General features: G+C 68.7%; 21 protein-coding genes and 1 tRNA gene. 12 read left to right on the top strand and 10 right to left on the bottom strand.

Annotated elements, in window-relative coordinates:
- Positions 1-46 precede the first annotated feature (46 nt).
- Both BMW51_RS12805 and BMW51_RS12800 read left to right on the top strand, forming a co-directional pair.
- Positions 47-1,639 (top strand): M28 family peptidase, encoded by a 1,593-nt coding sequence (locus BMW51_RS12805; protein ID WP_093007053.1) that lies wholly within the window; start codon positions 47-49, stop codon positions 1,637-1,639.
- Positions 1,639-2,454, top strand: a complete 816-nt coding sequence (locus tag BMW51_RS12800) for a Rossmann-fold NAD(P)-binding domain-containing protein (protein ID WP_093007051.1) — start codon at positions 1,639-1,641, stop codon at positions 2,452-2,454. Before BMW51_RS12805 ends, BMW51_RS12800 begins: the two co-directional genes overlap by 1 nt.
- Here BMW51_RS12800 and BMW51_RS12795 read toward each other — a convergent pair.
- Positions 2,364-3,287 carry a DMT family transporter gene (locus tag BMW51_RS12795; protein WP_093007049.1) on the bottom strand — a complete coding sequence of 308 codons (924 nt, stop codon included), beginning with the start codon at positions 3,285-3,287 and terminating at the stop codon, positions 2,364-2,366. The two genes, BMW51_RS12800 and BMW51_RS12795, sit on opposite strands and share 91 nt — an antisense overlap.
- A 51-nt stretch (positions 3,288-3,338) precedes the next feature.
- Positions 3,339-4,088, bottom strand: coding sequence for a hypothetical protein (locus BMW51_RS12790; RefSeq protein WP_143051860.1), 750 nt, complete (start codon positions 4,086-4,088; stop codon positions 3,339-3,341).
- Between the two features lie 194 nt (positions 4,089-4,282).
- Here BMW51_RS12790 and BMW51_RS12785 point away from each other — a divergent pair, with 194 nt between their 5' ends.
- On the top strand, positions 4,283-4,723 hold the full coding sequence (locus BMW51_RS12785; RefSeq protein WP_093007045.1) for a glycine zipper 2TM domain-containing protein: 441 nt from the start codon (positions 4,283-4,285) through the stop codon (positions 4,721-4,723).
- A 47-nt stretch (positions 4,724-4,770) separates the two neighbouring features.
- Here BMW51_RS12785 and BMW51_RS12780 read toward each other — a convergent pair whose 3' ends face one another.
- From BMW51_RS12780 to BMW51_RS12770, 3 genes are all read right to left on the bottom strand, one after another.
- A complete protein-coding gene (locus BMW51_RS12780; RefSeq protein ID WP_093007285.1) occupies positions 4,771-5,772 on the bottom strand; it encodes a threonine aldolase family protein in 1,002 nt (333 codons plus the stop codon).
- A 45-nt stretch (positions 5,773-5,817) separates the two neighbouring features.
- Positions 5,818-6,879, bottom strand: a complete 1,062-nt coding sequence (locus tag BMW51_RS12775; RefSeq protein ID WP_093007043.1) for a sodium:calcium antiporter — start codon at positions 6,877-6,879, stop codon at positions 5,818-5,820.
- A 197-nt stretch (positions 6,880-7,076) separates the two neighbouring features.
- Positions 7,077-9,227: a transglycosylase domain-containing protein gene (locus BMW51_RS12770; protein WP_093007041.1), complete on the bottom strand. Its 2,151-nt coding sequence runs from the start codon at positions 9,225-9,227 to the stop codon at positions 7,077-7,079.
- 108 nt (positions 9,228-9,335) lie between these two features.
- On the opposite strand from BMW51_RS12770, the gene BMW51_RS12765 reads away from it, so the two are divergent.
- Positions 9,336-9,797 (top strand): YaiI/YqxD family protein, encoded by a 462-nt coding sequence (locus BMW51_RS12765; RefSeq protein WP_093007039.1) that lies wholly within the window; start codon positions 9,336-9,338, stop codon positions 9,795-9,797.
- Positions 9,798-9,852: 55 nt separating this feature from the next.
- Complete coding sequence (locus tag BMW51_RS12760) at positions 9,853-10,725, top strand: HpcH/HpaI aldolase/citrate lyase family protein (protein WP_093007037.1); 873 nt, start codon at positions 9,853-9,855, stop codon at positions 10,723-10,725.
- Here the strand turns inward: BMW51_RS12760 and BMW51_RS12755 are convergent.
- On the bottom strand, positions 10,710-11,195 hold the full coding sequence (locus BMW51_RS12755) for a hypothetical protein (protein ID WP_093007035.1): 486 nt from the start codon (positions 11,193-11,195) through the stop codon (positions 10,710-10,712). The two genes, BMW51_RS12760 and BMW51_RS12755, sit on opposite strands and share 16 nt — an antisense overlap.
- Positions 11,196-11,320: 125 nt before the next feature.
- Here BMW51_RS12755 and rpiB point away from each other — a divergent pair, with 125 nt between their 5' ends.
- From rpiB to BMW51_RS12735, 5 genes are read left to right on the top strand one after another with little or no spacing between them, the layout of a single operon-like run.
- Complete coding sequence (gene rpiB / locus BMW51_RS12750) at positions 11,321-11,755, top strand: ribose 5-phosphate isomerase B (RefSeq protein ID WP_093007033.1); 435 nt, start codon at positions 11,321-11,323, stop codon at positions 11,753-11,755.
- Entirely contained in the window at positions 11,752-13,062 is a 1,311-nt protein-coding gene (glyA, locus tag BMW51_RS12745) for a serine hydroxymethyltransferase (protein WP_093007031.1), read from the top strand. Before rpiB ends, glyA begins: the two co-directional genes overlap by 4 nt.
- Before the next feature lie 5 nt (positions 13,063-13,067).
- Positions 13,068-13,241 carry a hypothetical protein gene (locus BMW51_RS16130; protein WP_177171667.1) on the top strand — a complete coding sequence of 58 codons (174 nt, stop codon included), beginning with the start codon at positions 13,068-13,070 and terminating at the stop codon, positions 13,239-13,241.
- Positions 13,242-13,703, top strand: coding sequence for a transcriptional regulator NrdR (gene nrdR / locus BMW51_RS12740; RefSeq protein ID WP_093007029.1), 462 nt, complete (start codon positions 13,242-13,244; stop codon positions 13,701-13,703).
- A complete protein-coding gene (locus BMW51_RS12735) occupies positions 13,700-14,440 on the top strand; it encodes an RNA methyltransferase (protein ID WP_093007027.1) in 741 nt (246 codons plus the stop codon). Before nrdR ends, BMW51_RS12735 begins: the two co-directional genes overlap by 4 nt.
- Before the next feature lie 10 nt (positions 14,441-14,450).
- Here BMW51_RS12735 and BMW51_RS12730 read toward each other — a convergent pair whose 3' ends face one another.
- Together BMW51_RS12730 and BMW51_RS12725 are read right to left on the bottom strand one after the other, a co-directional pair.
- Positions 14,451-15,293 carry a Brp/Blh family beta-carotene 15,15'-dioxygenase gene (locus BMW51_RS12730; protein ID WP_245708505.1) on the bottom strand — a complete coding sequence of 281 codons (843 nt, stop codon included), beginning with the start codon at positions 15,291-15,293 and terminating at the stop codon, positions 14,451-14,453.
- A 29-nt stretch (positions 15,294-15,322) separates the two neighbouring features.
- A complete protein-coding gene (locus BMW51_RS12725; RefSeq protein ID WP_093007023.1) occupies positions 15,323-16,063 on the bottom strand; it encodes a bacteriorhodopsin in 741 nt (246 codons plus the stop codon).
- 345 nt (positions 16,064-16,408) lie between these two features.
- Between BMW51_RS12725 and BMW51_RS12720 the strand changes: the two genes are divergently transcribed.
- Positions 16,409-16,984, top strand: a complete 576-nt coding sequence (locus tag BMW51_RS12720) for a DUF4136 domain-containing protein (protein WP_093007021.1) — start codon at positions 16,409-16,411, stop codon at positions 16,982-16,984.
- Between the two features lie 84 nt (positions 16,985-17,068).
- Here the strand turns inward: BMW51_RS12720 and BMW51_RS12715 are convergent, their stop codons facing one another.
- Together BMW51_RS12715 and BMW51_RS12710 are read right to left on the bottom strand one after the other, a co-directional pair.
- A complete protein-coding gene (locus tag BMW51_RS12715; protein ID WP_245708504.1) occupies positions 17,069-19,732 on the bottom strand; it encodes a M1 family metallopeptidase in 2,664 nt (887 codons plus the stop codon).
- Positions 19,733-19,849: 117 nt separating this feature from the next.
- A tRNA-Tyr gene (locus BMW51_RS12710) sits at positions 19,850-19,935 on the bottom strand.
- A 230-nt stretch (positions 19,936-20,165) separates the two neighbouring features.
- On the opposite strand from BMW51_RS12710, the gene rlmB reads away from it, so the two are divergent.
- On the top strand, positions 20,166-20,912 hold the full coding sequence (gene rlmB / locus BMW51_RS12705) for a 23S rRNA (guanosine(2251)-2'-O)-methyltransferase RlmB (protein WP_093007017.1): 747 nt from the start codon (positions 20,166-20,168) through the stop codon (positions 20,910-20,912).
- The last annotated feature ends 18 nt before the right edge of the window (positions 20,913-20,930 follow it).

Genomic DNA, 20,930 nt, shown 5'->3' with positions numbered 1-20,930 from the left:
TGGCGGGCTGCTAGGCCCGATTGCGAGAACAAGGAGAGCGAAAATCGTGAAGCGTTTGCCGGCGGTTGCGTCACTGGTCCTGCTGCTGGGGGCCGCCCCCGCACCCGAAAATGCGCCCGCACCGCGCGCCGCGGAGGAGGCCGCCATCCGCGCGCACGTCGCCTATCTCGCCTCCGATACGCTCGCCGGGCGCGAGGCGGGAAGCGCGGGGTTTGACACGGCCGCTGCTTATGTCGCGCAGCAATTTGCCGCCGCCGGGCTCAAGCCGGGGGCGGACGGCGCGTATCTGCAACGCGTGCCGCTGGTTAAATACCAGGTCGTGGGTAACGCCGCCGCAGCGATCAACGGCGCCACGCTCACGCCGGGCGAGGACTTTACCGCGACGGCTAATCCGCAGGCGGCGCGGACCGACGTGTCGGCGCGGGTCGTATTCGTCGGGCAAGGCGTCTCCGCCCCCACGCGCGGCCACGACGATTACGCGACGGTCGATGCGCGCGGCGCGATCGTTGCGCTGGTCGGCGGCGCACCCGCCGACATGCAGAGCGAGGAGCATGCCTATTTCGCCAGCATCCGCACCAAGCTGCAGGCGGCGGCCGCGCACGGCGCGATCGGCGCGGTGCTGCTGACGGGCGGCGCAAAAAGGGCACGTCCGGTGCGCGCGGGCGGCGTGCAATACGGCTGGGCGACCCCAGAGGGTACTGCCTTCGCCCCCGGTGTGCCGCTGCTGGCGAGCTTCACCGATGCCGGCGCGACGAAGCTGTTCGCGGGCGCGGGCACGACCTGGGATCAGGCGCGTGGCCTCGTGAACGGCAAGCAGGCGTTCCCGCCCGCCGCGCTCAAGATCACGCTGCGGATCCAGAGCGCGACGCAGTTCACGCCGGTCGCCTCATCCAACGTCGTCGGCGTGCTGCCCGGCACCGATCCGGCGCGATCGAACGAGGTCGTCGTGCTCTCCGCGCACCTCGACCATATCGGGGTCAGCAAGAAGCCGAACGCGAAGGGCGACGCGATCAACAACGGTGCGCTCGACGACGCGATCGGGATCGCCAGCCTGATCGAGGAAGCGCGCCGCTTCCAGCGCGCGGGTGCCGGCAAGCGCACGATCGTGTTCCTGGCGGTGACCGCGGAGGAAAAGGGGTTGGTCGGCAGCGACTATTTTGTCCGGCATCGGCCCAAGGGGCTGGAGAATATCGTCGCCGACGTGAACCTCGACATGCCGGTGCTCACTTACCGGTTCAGCGACGTGGTCGCGTTCGGCGGCGACCGCTCGACGCTCGGCCCCGTGATCGCGCGCGCGGCGAAGGGCGCGGGTGTGGTCACCTCGGCCGATCCGATCCCCGAGCAGACGATCTTCACGCGATCGGACCATTTCCGCTTCGTCGAGGCAGGCGTGCCGTCGGTATTCTTGTGGCCAGGGTTGAAGGCCGAGGGCGCGCGCGCCGCGTTCGAGGACTTCATGAAGAACCGCTACCACCAGCCGGGCGATGAGATCGACGCCGGCATCCTGTGGGATCAGGCGGTGCGCTTCGTCGACATCAACTACGCGATCGCGCGCGACATCGCCGACGCGCCCGCGAAACCGGTGTGGAACAAGGGCGACTATTTCGGCACCGCGTTCAAGGGCCCGATGGCGAACTGATGTTCGTCTTCGGCCTGGGCTATGCCGCGCGCGCGATCGTCGCAGCGGCGGGCGGCGTCGCGGTCGGCACCACGCGCGACGGCCGGTGCGAGACGATCCGCTACGACGACGCAGCCGCTGTGCGATCCGCGCTCGCGGCGAGCGAGCGCGTGCTGGTGTCGATCCCGCCCGACGCGCAGGGCGATCCGGTGCTGCGCGATTACGCGGACGCGCTATCGGGCAAATGGGTCGGCTATCTCTCTTCGACCGGCGTCTACGGCGACGCGGGCGGCGGATGGGTCGACGAGACCGCGCCGGCCGACCGCGGGCGCCGCCCGCTACGCAACGCCGCCGACGCCGCCTGGCTCGCGCGCGGCGCGCACGTGTTCCGCCTGCCCGGCATCTACGGCCCCGGCCGCTCCGCGCTCGACCGCGTGGCGGCGGGCGAGGCGCACCGCACCGGCATCACCGATCAGGTGTTCAGCCGCGTCCACGTCGACGACATCGCGGCGGGCGTCGTGGCCGCCTTCAACGCGCCGCCGGGTGCGTACAATCTGTCCGACGACGAACCCGCCAGTCAGGATGCGGTGGTCGAATATGCCGCCGCGCTGCTCGGCGTGGCACCGCCGCCGTTCGCCTCGCTCAACGCGCTGTCGCCGATGGCGCGCGGCTTCTACGCCGAGAACCGGCGCGTCGCGAATGGCAAGGCGAAGCGCGTGCTCGGCTGGCGCCCGCACTACCCGACCTACCGGTTCGGCCTGCGCGCGGTCAGCGCGATGACCAGCCCGACCCCCGCGAGCACACCGCCTGCCGCCGCCAATATCGACCAGCGGTAACCCTCGAACACCGTCGACAGCAGCATCGCGATGACCGGCACGATCACGCTGTTGTACGCCGCTTTCGCCGGACCGATCGTGCGGATGATGCGGAAATAGAGCGTGAACGCGAGTGCGGAGGCAGCAAGCCCGAGGTACAGCACGCCCGCGATATAGCTCGGCCGGGGATCGAACACCGGCGCGCCAACGGTCGCCAGCGCGAAGGCGGCGTCCATCGCGGCACCCAGCAGCATCGCCACCGCCAGCATCGGGATCATCGGGTAGCGCGCCGCGGTCCTGGTCGCCTGCATGACGTTCGCGACCGAGGCCGACAAGATCGCGCACCCCGTCAGCGCGATGCCGATCAACGCCTCGCCCGCGCCGTTCGGGTTGCTGCGCGCTTCCTGAATGAACAGCAGCGCGACCCCCGCCATCGCGACCGCGGACCCCGCCAGCAGTTGCCGTCCCATCCGCTGCCCCAGAAAGATGCGCGCGAACACCGCATTCGGCACCAGCAACAGCGCGAACACGACCGAGACGAGGCCCGAGGTAATGTGCTGCTCGGCGCGATAGACGAAGTTGAAGTTGCACACGAACTGCGCCAGCCCCAACACCCCCGCGAACAGCCAGCCGCTGCGATCGAACGACAGCCGCTCGCCCTTGGAGATCGCCACGACCGCGAGCGCAACGCCTGCCACTGCGAAGCGATACGCGACCGACCAGCTCGGCGGCACCATCACACCCGCCAGCTGATCGCGGATCACGATCCAGGTCGATCCCCAGATCAGCAGCACGATCGTGAACGGGATCAGCACGCTGGCGCGCGTCGACTGCGGGGGCGGGGCGGCGGACATGGCTAACGCGCTTATCAGATCATCCGCGCGCCGCTACCCGCACGATGGCGCTCAGACGATCCGCGGCGGAAAGGCGCGCTTCCACCATCCCCGGCCGAAGCGGTGCCAAAGCCAACCGAGCAGCAGCACGACCGCGAGCGGCGGTCCGGCCCAGGCAAGCAGCGTCAGAAGCGACGCAAGTGTCCAGGTGAGTGACGCATAACCCGCCTGCGCCGCCTCGGCGAGCCGCGCGGTCAGACCGACGCCGCTGCCGGCTGCATAATCGAAGCGGATCGGTGTTGTCGCCACCCGCTCACGTTCGGCCGCCGCCGCAGCTTTGGCGGCACGATCGGGCTGTGCGGCGGTCGGCGCAGCCGCGTCGCTCGTCAGGTTCTCACCCATTGCCGTAATCATGGCGCCTGGATCGGATCGAAGCGCATCCGCCGGATCGGTGCCGGTAATCTCTGCACCCGTCAGCGCACCTCCGAATGCTTCGATCGCCTTCACGCTGCGTCGGCCAAAGGCGCGTGCGTCGGGCGCGGACACCGCTACGTCGAGGGAGGCGGCGACGCTCCCCGCTCCATCAAGGCGATATGTCATGCCGGTGATTCGGCAGCGCGCCGGTGCCAGCTGCTCGCACGCTTGCGCCTGCGCTTCCTGCGCGTCGGCGATCCGCGCGGAGGGAAGACGGAAGTCGTAGCGATAGGCGAACGCGACTCCCTTCGCCCGCGTCGCTGCTTCGCCCGGACCGTCGTTATCCGGTGCTTTGCTGCACCCCGTCATCACAATGCAGGCGGTCACGCCCATGACAAGCCAACGCATCACTTTCCCCCTGCTTTGATGATTATCGTGGCGGAGCCTGTGGACGCGCGCAACTCACCGACCGCGCGATCATGTTCAATCGGGAATGCTGAACCGCGGATAACGGGCGCATTCAGCCACGGCTCAACGCACGGCGCGCAATGCTGCATGATCGACGCCGCACCCTTGCCGCGCCGGATCAGTGGAGCAGGCAGATGCTGAAGACGCTTTCGATCGCCGCCGGGACGCTGGCGATGGGTATCACCTCGTTTGCGCCGATCGCGGCGCAGGCACAGGGTTACTACCGCGGCTACGACGATCGTGGCTACAGCCGGGCGTACAACGACGATCGCTACCGCGACCACGACCGCGCCTATGCGCGTGCCGATCGCGACGGCTGGAACCAGGGTCCGGCCTATTACGAGACCGATCGCGCCAATACCTACCGCAATGCGCGCAATTATCGCTACACCGACCGCCGCTGCCAGAACGGCACCACGGGCACGATCGTCGGCGCGATCGCGGGTGGCCTGCTCGGCCGCGTGATCGACCGTCGCGGCGACCGCACGCTCGGCACCGTGCTGGGCGCTGGCGGCGGCGCGCTGGCGGGCAATGCGGTCGAGCGGTCGAACAATCCGGCTTACTGCCGCCGCTGATCGCGAAGGTCGGGTAGAGGAGGGCGAGCGATCGTCCTCCTACAGTGTCAGAGCGCCGCGATCGCCTCGGCAAGCAGGCGAATGTCGTCGGCGCGCTGGTCCCACGACACGACCAGCCTCGCCTCGCCTGCGCCCCAATCGTAGAAGTCAAATCCCTTGGCGCGCAACGACGCCGCCTCGTGGGCGGTGACGCGTAGGAATACCTCATTGCCGTCAGCCGGGTAGATCAGCCGCTCGCCCGCTGCCGCCGCGATCAGTTGCGCACCCGCATTGCTCGCGCGCGCGCAATCGAGCCACAGGTCTTGGTCAAGCATCGCCAGGACCTGCGCGGCGAGATAGCGCCCTTTCGACAGGAGCAGCCCGGCGCGCTTGCGGCGGAAGACCGTCGCGTCGGCGAGTTCGGGCCGGAAGAACACCAAAGCCTCTGCGTTCATCCCGCCGTTTTTCACGAAGCCGAACGACAGCACGTCGACCCCGCCGCGCCACGTGAGATCGGCCGGGCTCGCGCCGGTCGCCACCACCGCGTTGGCGAAGCGCGCGCCGTCCACGTGGAAGTGCAAGCCACGCGCGCGCGCCACCGCGCCGATCGCGGCGACCTCGTCGGCCGAATAGGCGAGCCCATATTCGGTCTGGTTGGTGATCGAAATCGCGCTCGGCACCTGCTGGTGGATGTCGTAGCGCTGGACGTTCAACACCGCCTCGAGCGTCTCGGGCGTCACCTTGGCGCCGTCGCCGTGCGCCAGCAGCAGCTTGGCGCCGTGGGTGTAGAATTCGGGCGCGCCGCACTCGTCGTTCTGGATGTGCGCGTCGCGGTGGCACACGACCGATCCGTGCGGCGGGCAGATCGCGGCGAGTGCCAGGCAGTTCGCCGCCGTTCCGCTCGGTACCCAAAAGGCGCGGACCTCGGTCTCGAACGTCTCCGACAGCCGCGCGTCGAGCTGCTTCGACCAGCGGTCGCCGTCGTAGGCGGTGTCGAGCGTGTCGACCTCTGCCAGCGCGCGCATGACGGCAGGGTGGACCGGGGCGGCATTGTCGGAGAAGAAGCGCATGTTCAGTGCCTTGGGTCGGCCCGTCGCCCGCGTCAATCGGGCGCGTCAACCATGCGTCGCGATTGCGAACAGTCCTGCCACACCGACCGCGTAGAGGACGAGCACCGCAAGTGAATCGGCACCCATGCGCCAGAACAGCCGCTTGGGCCGGAAGATCAGCCCGGCGGCGTAGACGCAGGTCAGCAGCACGCCGAGCCCGGCGAGATAGATGTCGCTCGCCTGCGCCGACGGCAGCACCGCCTCGCCCGACACCACCACCGCGAGCAGGAAGAGGACGGGCAGGAACGCGTTACCACCGAAGATGTCGCTGATCGCGAGCTGGTAATCCTTCATGCGGACCGAGGTGATGCCGGTCGACAGTTCGGGCAGCGAGGTGGCGGCGGCGAGCACCGTCGCGCCGAACAGGACGCCCGACAGTCCGATATGGTCGGCGATCGCGTCGCCGCTGCGCTCCAGCAACACGCCCGCGATGAGCGTGGCGAGCGCGGCGGCGCCGAAGACCCAGAACACACGCGCGCTGTGCCCCGCTGCCTTGTCCTTCTTCCCCTGCGAATGGCCCTTCGGCTCCTCCTGCGTGTCGGGGGCGTCACCGGCGCTGTCATGCCACGGCAGGCTGCGGCTCGCGCGGCCCGACAGCCAGATGCCGACCAGCCAGAGACCCGCGATCGCGAGCGCGCCCGGCGTTACGCGGAACGCGATCAGGTCGCCCGGCAATTGCGTCGCCATGATCGCGACGATCAGTACTGCGACGACCAGCACCGCTTCGATAACCAGACTGAGGCTCGCGGCACGATAGGTGAGCGGCTTCCGCTCCTTCATTGCCATGTCCATGAAGACGAGCACCACCGTCTGGATCGCGATCCCGCCCAGGATGTTGCCGACGGCGACGCCGATATTGCCGCTCGCCGCCGCGCTGACGGTGATCGCGATCTCGGGCAGGTTGGTCGCGATCGCGAGCACGACGATCCCGCCCAGCGCCTTCCCCAGGTGAAGCCGCGCGGCGAGCACGTCGGTCGTGTCGGCGAGCTTCACCCCCGCAATCCAGATGACGCCTGCGCTGGCGGCAAAGATCAACAGCAGGATGGGAAGCGAGAGCTGTGCGAACATCGATGTTCCTTCAACCGCCGCTATAGTCGCGGCCGGGCAGACAACGTGCGGCTAGGCGTCAGGGTTCGTGCAAGTCGTTGGAACGGCGGGTTTAGACCGCCGGGGCGCGTCCTGATCGGGGTTGAAGCGACCGACACGGGAGCGGCATCGCAGGGAGCACGAGCGCGGCGAAAGGCTGCGCCGCGCCCTGTCGCTTACTATTCCTCGCCGCCATCCTCACCGTCGGGCGCGCGACGCTCCTCGCGTGGCGGCGCGGGCGGCGGGCCACGGTCGCGCGGGCCGACGATCAGCGATCCGTCGTCCGACTGGCGGATGTCGACGCCCAGGTCACGCAACCGGTCGGCGGTCTGGTCTACCGCACCGCCAATCAGGTCGCCGACCGGGTCGCCGTTGCCGATGATCGCCTCAGGGTCGACCGCATTCTCCTCGACGACGACCGGCTTCACCACGGGCTGGATGTTGAGCGCCGCCTGCATGAAATTGCGCCAGATCTGCGCCGGGATGCCGCCGCCGTGCAGGCCCGGGTTGGGCGAATTGTCGTCGTTGCCGACCCACACGCCGACGACCAGATCGCCCGCGAAACCGATGAACCACGCGTCGCGTCCCGATTGCGACGTGCCCGTCTTGCCGTAACCCGGCACCGACAGCGCCGCCTGCCGTCCGGTGCCGCGGATCGAGGAGGAGAGCAGCGACAGCATCGCCGCGCGCTGTTCGTCGGGGATTGTCTTCTGTCCGCCGGTCAGTGACTCGAGCCAGCCCTTGTTGCCTGCGGTCTCTCGCAGCCCGTGCGCCTCGACCGGATAGCGCCCGTCGGCGATCGCGGCGTAGGCGGCGGTGAGTTCGAGCAGCGACACCTCGGAGGTGCCGAGCCCGATGGTCGCCTCGTTCGCGATCGGCGTTGAGATGCCCAGGTCACGCGCCGCCTTGATGACGTTGCGCACGCCGACCTGCTGCGTCAGCCGCGCCGCCGCGACGTTCGACGATCGCGCAAAAGCGCGCGCCAGCGTGATCTCGCCCAGGTAGCGGCCATCGTCGTTCTTGGGCTTCCACCCCGCGATCTCGACCGGCTCGTCCTCCACCGTGGAGGCCGGCGTCATGCCGGCGCGGATCGCGGCGAGATAGACGAACAGCTTGAAGGTCGAACCCGGCTGCCGCTTCGCCTGCGTCGCGCGGTTGAACGGCGAGTCGGCGTAGCTCTTGCCCCCGACCATCGCGACGACCTCGCCGTTCGGACGCATCGCGACGAGCGCTGCCTGCGCCTTCTTCAGCCCCGCTTGGCGGATGACGCGCTCGGCGGTCGCCTGCAGCTTGCGGTCGAGCGTCGTCTTGACCTTGGTCTCGTCGCGGATCTCGCCGGCCTGGTCGCGCGCACTCGGCAGCACCCAGTCGGCGAAGTACGTGCCGGTCGGCACCGCCTGCGGCGCGGCGGCGAGCACGCGCTGCGGTTGCACCGCTTCAGCCTCCCGGTGCGTCAGGAACCCTGCATCCTCCATCGCGCCGATCACCACCGCCTGCCGCTTGCGCGCGCCCGCGAGATTGCCGGTAGGGGCGAGCCGCGACGGCGCCTTGACCAGGCCCGCCAGCATCGCGGCCTGCCCAACATTCAGATTCTGCGGCTTGCGACCGAAATAATGCTGCGATGCCGCGGTCAGGCCGTAGACGTTGTCGCCGAAATAGACATTCGACAGGTAGCGCGACAGGATTTCATTCTTCGACAGCCACGCCTCAAGCCAGAAAGCGATTGCGACCTCTCGAATTTTACGCGCGGCGGTGCGGTCTGAGTCGAGAAAGGCATTCTTGGCCAGCTGCTGCGTGATCGTCGATCCGCCCTCGCGCACCCCGCCGCCGCGCATGTTGTGCCACGCCGCGCGCGCGATTCCGCGCGGGTCGATCCCCCAGTGCGAGAAGAAGCGCCGATCCTCGATCGCGACGAACGCCTCGCGCACGTGCGGCGGCAGCGTGGAGGCGTCGACGGGCGCGCCGATGATCGCGCCGCGGCGCGCAATCGGCACGCCGCTGGCGTCGGTCAGCGTGATCGACGGCGGCGTCGGCGGCTTCAATGACTGCGACAAGGGCGCGGTGACCGCGAGCCAGATCACCGCCAGGATGAACAGCACGATCCCCGCCGCGGTGCCGCGGACCAGCCACTTGCCCCAGCGGATGCGGCGGCGGCGCGGCGGCTCGTCGCCACCGCCAGAACCCGAGCCGTACTCGCGTACGGGTTCGCTCTGCCATGCGTCGAACGACGGCAGCGGTTGGGCGGGGGGCGGGGCGGGGCGCCAGGGATCGCGCGGCGCGTCGGCCGGCGCGTGATTGTACCGGACGCGGCCTGAGTCGTATGGGTCCATGTCTTGTCCGGTGACTTACAACGATATGACAGTGGCCGCAACCCGCGGCCGAGAGGGACACAATAGCGTGGTGCAGATGACAGCGGAAGCAACGCGGGCGGACTTCGCGTGAACGCGCGTTCGCTCACGATCCTGGTCGACGCCGACGCTTGCCCGGTGAAGGAGGAAATCTACCGCGTCGCCTATCGCACCGGCGCGCACGTGGTGGTCGTCAGCAACCAGTGGCTGCGCGTGCCGCAGCATACGCAGATCCGACGCGTCGTGGTGAGTGACGGCTTCGACGCCGCCGATGACTGGATCGCCGAGGCCGCCGATACGCGCAGCGTTGTCGTGACGAGCGACATCCTGCTCGCCGACCGCTGCATCAAGAAAGGCGCGAGCGTGCTGGCGCCGACCGGTAAGCCCTTCACCGCCGCGTCGATCGGCGGCGCGATCGCGACGCGGGCGATCATGGCGGACCTGCGCGCGGGCGGCGATCAGATCGGTGGACCCGCGCCCTTCTCGGCGGCCGATCGCTCGCGCTTCCTGAACGCGCTCGACGCGCTGCTGGTCAAGCTGGCGCGTGGCTGAGCATTACGTCGCCGACATCATCGTGTTCGCGTTTCGGCTGGGGTAAGGGCGGACCATGCCCGACCACGTCAGCCCGATCCGCCCGCGCCGCAGTGCGCTCTACATGCCAGCCTCGAACCCGCGCGCGGTTCAGAAGGCGCGCGAACTGTCCTGCGACGTCGTCATCCTCGACCTGGAGGATGCGGTCGCGCCCGAGCAGAAGGTCGCCGCACGCGTGGCGGCGATGGAGGCAGTGCGCGCGGGCGGGTTTGGCCAACGTGAATTAGTGGTGCGCGCCAACGCGCTCGACACCGAATGGGGCGCGGACGACCTCGCTGCGCTGCGAGGTGGCGGCGCCGACGCGGTGCTGCTGCCCAAGGTGTCGGCGATCGATACGCTGCATGCGGCGCGCGAGGCACTCGGCGATGGTCCCGCACTGTGGGCGATGGTGGAAACCGCGCGTGGTGTCGTGAACCTGCCGGATATCGTCGATGCGGCGCGGGAGGTCGGGCTGGCCGCGCTGGTGGTCGGCACCAACGATCTCGCCAAGGAACTACGCTGCCGCCCGGGTTCCGACCGCGCACCCTTGCTCCCGATCCTGACCCAGATCGTGCTCGCCGCGCGGATGGCGGGGCTGATCGCGCTCGACGGTGTCATCAACGTGCTCGACGACGAAGAGCGGATCGCGGCCGAGTGCGCGCAGGGGCTGGAATGGGGCTTTGACGGCAAGACGCTGATCCACCCCGCGCAGATCGCGCCCGCCAACCGCGTGTTCAGCCCAGCAGCCGAAGAGATCGGTTGGGCCGAAAAGATCGTCCATGCCTTCGAACAGCCGGATCACGCCAACCGCGGCGCGATCCGCATCGACGGTAAGATGGTCGAGCGGCTGCACCTCGATGGAGCGCGGCGGACGCTCGCGCTTCATCAGGCGATTCAGGCGCGGCAGTAACCCTCGCCGGACTTGACGGTCAGGCAGTCCTTCTTGCCCGCGAGCCACTTCAACCCGGTGGCATCGCCGTCGCTCGGACGCAGCAGCATCTGCTCGCCGCCGCGCGTGAAACGCAGCCCCTCGGGCGTGACCGTCGCGGGATAGGTCCCCTTGTTGTCGAGGTCGTACTGCATCTCGAGCGACGCGGTATTCGCGCCCGTCGGCGTCACGTTCAGGTAGGTGCCCTCGACGCCGATCCAGCGCCCCGCCCACTTCTTCGCGTCCACGCTCACGGCGGCAGTCGTCGGGCTGGCAGCCGGGGCCGCGGTCGGCGTTGCGTCGACCGCGTCGGTCTCCGGGGCAGCGATGTTGTCGGCGGCCGGTTCGGTCGACCCCGCGCTCGTCATGCTGTTGGTCGTCGTCGACGGCGGCGCGCCGTTGCACGCGGCGAGCGACAGGACGGCGGCGGCAAGGGGCAAGACTTGTTTCATGGCCGTTCCAAACTCACGCGTTAGCCGGAGTGTTCCGGCCGTAGCGTTCCGGGTAGCGCGCACGCACCGACCTCGCTAAGGGGCGTCGCATCCCGGTCATCGACCACGAAGGCGTTCGAACCACCTTGCGCATCGTCATCGCATCCGATCACGCGGCCGTCGCGATGAAGGCCGATCTCGTTCAGTGGCTCGGGGAACAGGGCCATGACGTGCTCGACCTCGGCACCAACGGCGATGGCAGCGTCGACTATCCCGATTACGGTTACGCGCTGGCGCAGGCGCTGGCGGACGGGCGCGCCGAGCGCGGCATCGCTTTGTGCGGATCGGGCATCGGCATCATGATCGCGGCCAACCGCAATCCCGCTGTCCGCTGCGCGCTCGTCGCCGAGCCGCTGTCGGCGAGCCTCGCGCGTAGCCACAATGACGCTAACGCGATTGCGATGGGCGCGCGGCTGGTCGGGCCCGAGATGGCGCGCGCGTGCGTGTCCGCGTTCCTGTCCACCGATTTCCTCGGCGGCCGCCACTGCGCGCGCGTCGACAAGCTGAAGGACCCCGCATGAGCAGCAATCCCATCGTCGCCAACGACGTCCAGCCAGATGGCTTCTTCACCCGCGGCCTCGCCGACGCCGACGCCGCGGTGTTTGCGGGGATCGAGCACGAGCTGACACGCGAGCAGACGCAGATCGAGCTGATCGCTAGCGAGAACATCGTATCCCGCGCGGTACTGGAGGCACAGGGGTCGGTCTTCACCAACAAATACGCCGAAGGCTATCCGGGCAAGCGCTATTACCAGGGCTGCGCGCCATCGGACGAGGTCGAAATGCTCGCGATCGAGCGTGCCAAGCAGCTGTTCGGCTGCGGTTACGCCAACGTCCAGCCGCACTCGGGCGCGCAGGCGAACGGCGCCGTGATGCTGGCGCTCGCCAAGCCTGGCGACACAATCATGGGGTTGAGCCTCGATGCGGGCGGGCACCTGACGCACGGCGCGCGCGCGGCGATGAGCGGCAAGTGGTTCAACGCGGTGCAATACGGCGTAACGCCTGACACGCACCTGATCGACTATGATCAGGTCGAGGCACTGGCGATGGAGCACAAGCCCCGCATCCTCATCACCGGCGGCTCGGCCTATCCGCGCCACATCGACTTCGCGCGATTCCGCGCCATCGCGGACAAGGTCGGCGCGTTCTTCATGGTCGACATGGCGCATTTCGCCGGGCTGGTCGCGGGTGGCGTCCACCCGACGCCGTTCGGCCACGCGCACGTCGTCACCACCACCACGCACAAGACGTTGCGTGGTCCGCGCGGCGGCATGGTGATGACCGACGACGAGGCGCTGGCGAAGAAGATCAACTCCGCGGTCTTCCCCGGCCTCCAGGGCGGTCCGCTGATGCACGTCGTCGCCGCCAAGGCGGTCGCGTTCGGCGAGGCGCTACGCCCCGACTTCAAGGCGTACGCCGCCGCGGTGGTCGAGAATGCCAAGGTGCTCGCCGCGACGATGAAGGAGCGCGGCGCCGACCTCGTCTCGGGTGGCACCGATACGCATCTGGCACTCGTCGACCTGACCCCGCTCGGCGTAACGGGCCGCGACGCCGACGAGGCGCTGGAGCGCGCGGGCATCACCTGCAACAAGAACGGCATCCCCAACGATCCGCTGCCGCCGGTCAAGACAAGCGGCATCCGCGTCGGTTCGCCCGCGGGCACGACGCGCGGCTTCGGTCCGGCAGAGTTCCGCGAGATCGGCAACATGGTCGCCGACGTGCTCGACGGTCTGGCCAAGAAGGGCGAGCACGGGGACCCCGAGGTCGAGGCAGACGTTCGTGGTCGGGTGCGCAAGCTGTGCGCACGCTTCCCGATCTACGAAGGATAAGCGACGTGTCGAAGCTCGATGAAATCCAGACTGAAGTGAAGACGACTCCGGGGCTGGGCAAGAAGATGGCGAAGTATGGCGCAGTGGGCGCGATCGTCGCCATCCCGATCCCCTTCGTCGGCCCGATCTTCGGCGCGCTAGCGGGTGCCGCGGTCGCTTATGCGAAGCGCAAGGACTGAATGCGCTGTCCGTTCTGCGGCCATGAGGCCAGCCAGGTAAAGGACAGCCGCCCGACCGACGACGGCGCCGCGATCCGGCGCCGTCGTCAGTGCGAAGGCTGTGCCGCGCGCTTCACCACCTTCGAGCGCATCCAGCTGCGCGACCTGGTCGTCGTAAAGAGCGAGCACCGCCGCGAGCCGTTCGACCGCGAGAAGCTGCTTCGTTCGGTCTCGATCGCCGCGCGTAAGCGCCCGATCGACGCGCTCGCGATCGAGAAACTGGTCAGCGGCATCCAGCGCCAGCTGGAGACCACCGGCGACACCGAGGTCACCTCCAAGCAGATCGGCGAGATGGTGATGGAAGGGCTTAAGGGGCTCGACTCGGTCGCCTACATCCGCTTCGCCAGCGTCTACCGCGACTTCAGCGAGGCGCGCGATTTCGAGGAATTCGCCGGCAGTGTCGAGGAGGCCGCGCGGGGATGACCGAGACCGCTGCGACGATCCCGCCGCCCGCGATCGTTCTCGTGCGCCCGCAATTGGGTGAGAATATCGGCAAGGCCGCGCGCGCGATGCTCAATTTCGGGCTGACCGACCTGCGGCTCGTCGCTCCGCGCGACGGTTGGCCCAATCCCGCCGCCGGCCCCGCCGCCTCGGGTGCCGATGTGGTGCTCGAACGCGCGCGCGTGTTCGACACGGTGGCCGACGCGGTCGCCGACTGCGCGCACATTTACGCCACCACGGTGCGAAAGCGCGGCGTGACCAAGCCGGTGGTCACGCCCGAGGTCGCCGCACGCCAGATCCATGCCGAACCGGGTGGCTCGGCGATCCTGTTCGGACCCGAGCGCTCGGGGCTCGAGACCGACGATGTCGCGGTCGCGCGCACGATCGTGACCGTTCCGATCAATGCCGAGTTCGGCAGCCTGAATCTCGCGCAGGCGGTGATCCTCGTCGCCTACGAATGGTCGAAGCACGTCGCACTGGCGAGCCCGCCCGAGGTCGAGCTTGATCCGCCCGCGCCGCAGGGGGAACTCGACGGCATGATCGCGCAACTCGACGACATGCTGGAGGCGGCGAACTTCTTCTTCCCGCCTGCGCGCGTGCCCGCCACCAAACGCACACTACGCACGCTGCTGACCAAGCCCGGCTGGACCAGTCAGGAGGTGCGCACGCTGCGCGGTGTGCTGTCGGCGCTGGCGGGAAAGAAGTCGCCGCGCGGTTGAGCTTTATCGCTCAGGCCGCGCGAAGGTGTGCCTGCTGTACCTCACCCGAGAACCACGGTGTGACGAGCAGGTGCGGTACCGCCAGCGCCGCGATCGCGGCGAACAGCGCGCGGACACCGCTCGCATCGACCCGCAGCAGGAGCGCGCCGACCGCGCCTGCGAGCACGAAGGCGAGCAGCAGGATTGGTGCGACCGCCCGGACGTAGCTGGCGGTGGTGCGGCACCCGATCCGCTCCTGCCGAATCGCGGTCTGCGGCAGTGCGTGGAGGATCAGGAAGCCGAGCGAGAAGCCGACCAGCGGCGGGAAGATCAGCAGCGCCAGCGTCCCCAACGCGAGCCGCACGTCGCGCCGCTGCCACGCCAGCACCATCAGGCCACCAGCCGTGATGCCGCCGATCAACGTCATCGCCGTCACCAGGCCCGGCACCAGCGCATCCGGCCCGCCCGCGATCACCAGCAGCTCGCGAAGCGTCGCCGCGTGGAGCACCGCAGGTGTCGCGATCAGGCTGACGCCGCGCGCCGCGCGCTCGGTGAGCGTGCCCGACGGCGCATCCTCCAGCGCGAAATGGATCGCGGAGGCGAGCAGGAACAGCGGCAGCGCGACCGCGGGCTGTGCCGTCCACCACCACAGGCACGCCAGCGAAACCACGCCGTAGAGCGCCAGAAAACCGGGGCGTCGCGCCCGCTCGACGATGGCGAGATCGCTCGCGCCATGCGCCATACCGATTACGCCCACCGCGATCACCGCGTAGCCGAGTTGCACCAGCAGCGGCGCGAACGAGGCGGCGATCGCCGCCGCCCCCAGCGCGCACCAGCCGATCATCGACCAGCCGGGTCGTGTCTGCCTCAACACCGGCCGATCTCCCACTGGCGCGCGCCCGTTCACGCGTGAACGCGGCCGTGCTCGTGTCCATGCTCATAGCCGTGGTCAGACCCACGTTCACGCAGCGCCTTGTCGACGTTGTTCGCGGCATAGAAGGCGTAGACGACCTTCGCGACCACATCCATGATCAGGATTGCCCAGACCGAGGTCGGATCGTTGATGATCTTCAACCCCTCGGGACCGATCAGGAACACGATTGGGTACAGGAACCAGACCACCGTCAGGAAGCCGACGTTCTTCAGATACGCGCTGCCCAGCGCCGGGCCGCGCTCCATCGCGCGCGCGCGCAGCGGCACCCACAACAGGTACAGCACGCCGGCGAAGGCGACGCATGACCACAGATACCAGACCCACTTGATGACCGGCACTGCCGCCAGCGACGAGATCAGACCGGTCAGGATCATCAGCACGTCGAGCACGATGATCGAGGTCAGATAGCCGCCGACCTCACCGGTCGACCCGCGCTCGTGAAAGGCGAGCAGGACGAGGCTGGCCAACAGGATCGGCGTCGTCACCGACCAGTCAGCGTAGCGCGCGAAATAGGTTGCGGTCCCGTCGAACTTAACCAATGTTCCGATGCCGAACGCCATCGCAAGATACGCCGTCGCCGCGATGAACGGCACGCTGGCGTGCAATAATGTGTGATGGCGGGACGGTGGCTGCTTGCTGCCGGTCGCGTATATCGCGAGCGATCCGAGCGATAGGATGGTAAATCCTATCAGAAAAGCCGTTCCGTCCATCGTCGTCCCCTGCGAAATACGACCGGCACTATGCCGACCTATCGCGCTAAACGACGATCAGCCCGTATCCGGTCCCATGTCGCACGAATTTTGTGTCGACTTGTTGCTGGATCGGCCGCTCAGCGATGCACGAAGGCGCGTCGCTGCTGATTTGGCGACTGGCTCAATTTGCTTCTTCCTCTTCGTAACTGCCAAAGACTGCGGCTCGCGGCGCCTCTCGTCGGATGGTCGCGCGCTCCTTGGTCCATGCTCACGTGTCGGCCCCTGCAGGGATCGCCCCGCAGGATTGATGGTTCTTCCCACGACCGCCGGCACTTCGTCCGTGTGCGAGCCAGGATCAGGTGCATGACCATGTTGTTTACTGCGGCCGCACTCGTCGCACTCACGCAGTCGCCGCCTGCACCCGTCGCCGCGAGTCCGGCACCCGTGCCGGCGCGATCATCCGAGGTGCCCGTCGCCGGCACGATCGTGATCGGGACGGTCGGCGGGGAGGCCCTCACCAAACCGGCACGCGCGATCTACGTCGATGCTGTCGAGCAGGCACTCGCCGGCAGAGGGTTCACCCTGCTGCCCGACGCCGGGCACGGCCGCTACGTCGCCGATGTCACGATCGATCGGGCAGCACGCGGCGTGGTGAGCGGTGGACGTGCGAGCGGTGGCGCGCCGCAGATGAGCCTGAACGGCGGCGTCAGCCTCGGCCTGCGCGCAGGCGGCGACCGGCTCGACGATCTGGTCGTGACCCGGTTGACGATCGCGATCAGGCCGCGGGGTGAAGCGCGGGTCATCTGGTCGGGCAGCGCCGTCACCGCGCGCGTCTCGAACACGCCATCCGGCAACGTTCCGCTCGTCGCACGAACGCTCGCGACCGCCGTGATGACGCAATTTCCTGCGCGCACCGCCGGCCCCGTGTCGATCCCCTGATCCGAAGAGATGCGCCTGGGCCCGCCCGGGTCGATCCGCCACGGCGGGTGAAGTGCGACACATTGTGCCGCACCTCGTATCGTGTCAGCTCGTGGCCTTGCCCGCCGTCGTCACCGCCGCGGTGATCTCCGCCGCCTTCGCGTCGCGCAGCGCGCCGCACAGCCGGATCGACTCCAGCGTCCGCTCATAGGCGAGCACGCCCACGTTGGCGCGGCGGACCGCCGGCCCGACCTTGGCATCGATCGCCGCCGCGCGGTCGGCGCCGCACTGCGCCGCAAACGCGGACGGCAGGCGGGTCGAGATGAACACGCCGTTCGCGTCCGCGACCAGCCGCTCGTAATTGGCGAGTACCCAGTCGGTGCCGAGTTCGCGCGTTGCGAGCGTGCCGATCACGCCGAAGATCACGCGCAACCGGTCGAAGCTGCGCAGCCGCGGATCGTTGAGCCCCAGCAGGTAATTCGCGACGTCAGTTCGCCCGCTCGACGCCGCCGCACCCAATGCGCTCGACCTGAGCGTCGCGTCCTCGCTCGACAGCGCGCGCTCGACCAGGGTCCGCGCGACCGGCATACCACCGTCCTGCGCCAGCACGCTCAGGCCGTCGCCAAGGAAGCCAGGGTCGAGCGCGGCGGTGTCACCCGCCAGATAGTGCGTCGCTGCCGCCTTCAACGTCGCGCGCGTGCCCGCATCCTGCGCCTCGTCGGCGACCAGGCTGACCAGGCGGTGACGCAGCTCCTGCTGACGCGGGTCCTCGGCCTTGTACGCGCCCGCCGCCGGGTTGAAGCCGAGCTGCTTTAGTCGCGGCGTGTAGACCGCGTTCATCAGCGACTTGTACGCCGGCAGCGCACTGGCACCGATCAGCCCGCGCGAGCGCAGCCCGGCGATCCGCGCACCCGGATCGACGCTCGCCGCCGGATCGGGGTTCGCCGCCATCGCGCGCGCCTCCGCGATCAGCCACGCGGCCGGTGCCTTGCCGGCGCGGAACGAGGCCCAGAGGCTGTCGGTGGTCGCGACCGCCTCTCCGCCGCCGAGCGTCGGCGACGACGCGATCAGCGCCTGCCAGTCGGCGGGGGCGAGATCGAAGCGGTAGTAACCCGTGCCGCCGACATTGGGCATCACCACGCGCCCGGCGGGAACGGTCATCGTTGTCGTTTTCGCGTCGAGCAGGCTGCACTGCTTGGCCGCGTCGACGCGCAGGCACAGCGGGATCGTCCAGCTGAGCGGCTTGGGCGTCGAGCCGATAAAGGCGTAGCGCGCCTGCGTCGCAGTCAGCGATGTTCCCTGACGCCGAATATCGACGACCGGCACACCCTGCTGATCGACGAAGCTGGTCAGCGCGGCGAGCACCTTGGGATCGTGCGCGGCGTCGGCAATCGACTGGAAGAACTGCTCGGAAGAGGCATTGCCGTAAGCGTGACGCTTGAGGTGGAGCCGCACGCCCTCCTTGAACTTTTCGTCGCCCAGATAGGCCGCGATCATCGCGACGACCTGCCCGCCCTTGCCATAGGTGATGCTGTCGAACGCGCTGTCGATCTGGCTATTGTCGGTGATCGGCTGGTGGATCGGGCGACCGACCTCGAGCGCGTCGGTGTTCATCGCCGCGAACCCTTCCGCCAGCGCGCCGACGCCGATGCCGAGCTCGGGCTTCCACTCGTTGGCGATGCGGTAGCCCATCCAGTTGGCGAAACTCTCGTTCAGCCAGATGTCGCTCCACCATTCGGGAGAGACGAGGTCGCCGAACCACTGGTGCGCCAGCTCGTGGCTGACGACCATGCCGAACTCCTTCTTGTCGCTGGTCGTCGCACCCGGATCAAGGAACAGGATGCCGTCGCCGTAGGTGTCGGCGCCCGCATTCTCCATCGCGCCCGGCATGATCGGCGACCCGATCTGGTCGAGCTTGGGGAAGGGGAAGGCCTCGCCGAAGTAACGCTCCAAGAGCGCGACGATCGGCGGCGTTTCCGCGAACGCATAGGCCATCTTGTCCTTCTGCGCCTGCGTCGCGACGATGCCGTACGGCATGCCCTGCGCGCGCTCCGGGGTCGCCGCGATCGTGCCGGGCTGACGCACGAACGGCCCGGTGTCGATCGCGACGAGATAGGTCGGCAGCGGCTTGGTCGGCGCGAAACGGTGGGTTTCCATCCCGCCCGCGGCCTTTTGCACGCCAGTCGCCGGGCTGTTGCTGACCACGGTCATGCCCGGCGCGGTCGTCACGCTGACCGTGAACGGCTGTTTGTAGCCGGGTTCGTCGAACGACGGGAATGCGGCGCGCGCGTCGATGCTCTCGAACTGGGTCCAGCTGTACCAGCGATCCGCGACCTTGACGTGGTAGAGCCCGGAGGCGTCGTTGCCGAACTTGCCGGTGTAATCGAACACGAGGGTGGCGGCGCCCGCGGGCACGGCACGTGCGAAGTCGAGTCGCGCGGTGCCGGTCGCGTCGACCTGCGTGAAGGTGGCGGGCACGATCGTCTTGCCCACGCGCGCCATCACCTTCGACACGTTCAGGTCGCGCCCGTGCAGGTACAGGTGCTGCGTCGCCTGTTTCAGCACGACGTCGATCTCGTCGTGACCGGAGAAGCCGTCCTTTTCGGGCAGGATAGTGAAGTCGAGCCGGTACGCCTTGGGCGTCGCCGCATCGGGCAGCCGCCCCTTTGGCGCCGCCGGGTCAGGCGTAAACGCGGGTGCGGGCGCTTGCCCGAACGCCGCGCTGGAAAGCAGCATTGCCGCCGCCGACAGCATCATCCTCTTGCGCACCGATCTGTTCCTCTCGTCCGTTACCGCGGCGCTAGGCGCGTCCCGGTGCTGCGGCAAGAGCGCGCTTGATCGCCGTGGCGGAGCCGCTTGCCGGCTCGATGGCCTTCAAGGAAAAGGTGGTGGAAGGGACTGGATTCGAACCAGTGTACGCTCACGCGGGCAGATTTACAGTCTGCTGCCTTTAACCACTCGGCCACCCTTCCATCCGGGTCGGTGCGGACGAAGCGTCCGGCACCTGCTGTACGGTGCGGATTGCACGGTACAGGCGGCTGGTCAGGCCGCGGTTCTGCGCCGCAACTGCGACGAAGAAGGCGGCTCCTAGAGGCGTGCGCGGCGGTGCGCAAGTCCCTTCGCGCGTCGGACTGGCGCGACGCTTGCGCGCGCGCGGACCACGGCATAGGCACGCCGCCATGCTTATCGGAAATCAGCGCTGATGGCGCGCCGCGGTCATCGCCCGAGCCAGACGCAAGGTAACCGCCCGCGCTTCTGGGGCCGTCACGCCGTCGCCGCCGCGCTCGCCAACCCTGAGCGGGTCGTGCGCAAGATGTGGGGCACGCGCGAGGCGCTGTCCTCGCTCGACATTCCGTCATCGCTGCCCGTCGTCTTCGCCGAGGCGCCCGATCTCGGCCGGCTGGTGCCGAACGACGCGCCGCACCAGGGGCTGGTCGCGGAGGTCGATCCGCTCGAGGACGTGTGGCTCGGCGACCTGCTGGCGCAGGGGGAGGGTGATCGTCGCCCGCTGATCGTGCTCGATCAGGTGACCGATCCGCACAACGTCGGCGCGATCATGCGCTCGGCCGCGGCGTTCGACGCGCTCGGCATCGTCACGCAGGACCGTCACGCGCCGCCCGAATCGGGCGTGCTCGCGCGGTCGGCCTCGGGCGCGCTCGAGGTCGTGCCGTGGGTGCGCGTCGTCAATCTCGCGCGCGCGCTCGACGAGATCGGCGAGGCGGGGTTCTGGCGCATCGGCCTGACCGGTCACGCTTCCGCGACGCTGGGCGAGCAGCTGGGCGAGACCCGCCCCGCGATCGTGCTGGGCGCGGAAGGGGAGGGCATGCGGCAGAATACCGAGGCACACTGCGACCAGCTCGCGCGGCTGCCGATCTCGGGCAAGGTCGAGAGCCTGAACGTCTCGAACGCCGCTGCGATCGCGCTCTACGCGGTGGCCGCGCGCGGCTAGGCGCGCTATCCGGGGCGC

The organism is Sphingomonas palmae (assembly GCF_900109565.1).
Taxonomy (GTDB): domain Bacteria; phylum Pseudomonadota; class Alphaproteobacteria; order Sphingomonadales; family Sphingomonadaceae; genus Sphingomonas; species Sphingomonas palmae.
This window is presented reverse-complemented; position numbering and strand designations above follow the sequence as displayed.

Coding starts and splice junctions, on each gene's coding strand:
- BMW51_RS12770 (WP_093007041.1), bottom strand. CDS start 9,227: ATGGACCCATACGACTCAGGCCGCGTCCGGTACAATCACGCGCCGGCC.
- BMW51_RS12735 (WP_093007027.1), top strand. CDS start 13,700: ATGACCGAGACCGCTGCGACGATCCCGCCGCCCGCGATCGTTCTCGTG.
- BMW51_RS12790 (WP_143051860.1), bottom strand. CDS start 4,088: ATGCGTTGGCTTGTCATGGGCGTGACCGCCTGCATTGTGATGACGGGG.
- BMW51_RS12760 (WP_093007037.1), top strand. CDS start 9,853: ATGCCCGACCACGTCAGCCCGATCCGCCCGCGCCGCAGTGCGCTCTAC.
- BMW51_RS12775 (WP_093007043.1), bottom strand. CDS start 6,879: ATGTTCGCACAGCTCTCGCTTCCCATCCTGCTGTTGATCTTTGCCGCC.
- rlmB (WP_093007017.1), top strand. CDS start 20,166: ATGGCGCGCCGCGGTCATCGCCCGAGCCAGACGCAAGGTAACCGCCCG.
- nrdR (WP_093007029.1), top strand. CDS start 13,242: ATGCGCTGTCCGTTCTGCGGCCATGAGGCCAGCCAGGTAAAGGACAGC.
- BMW51_RS12755 (WP_093007035.1), bottom strand. CDS start 11,195: ATGAAACAAGTCTTGCCCCTTGCCGCCGCCGTCCTGTCGCTCGCCGCG.
- BMW51_RS12780 (WP_093007285.1), bottom strand. CDS start 5,772: ATGCGCTTCTTCTCCGACAATGCCGCCCCGGTCCACCCTGCCGTCATG.
- BMW51_RS12725 (WP_093007023.1), bottom strand. CDS start 16,063: ATGGACGGAACGGCTTTTCTGATAGGATTTACCATCCTATCGCTCGGA.
- BMW51_RS12800 (WP_093007051.1), top strand. CDS start 1,639: ATGTTCGTCTTCGGCCTGGGCTATGCCGCGCGCGCGATCGTCGCAGCG.
- BMW51_RS12785 (WP_093007045.1), top strand. CDS start 4,283: ATGCTGAAGACGCTTTCGATCGCCGCCGGGACGCTGGCGATGGGTATC.
- BMW51_RS12720 (WP_093007021.1), top strand. CDS start 16,409: ATGACCATGTTGTTTACTGCGGCCGCACTCGTCGCACTCACGCAGTCG.
- BMW51_RS12795 (WP_093007049.1), bottom strand. CDS start 3,287: ATGTCCGCCGCCCCGCCCCCGCAGTCGACGCGCGCCAGCGTGCTGATC.
- glyA (WP_093007031.1), top strand. CDS start 11,752: ATGAGCAGCAATCCCATCGTCGCCAACGACGTCCAGCCAGATGGCTTC.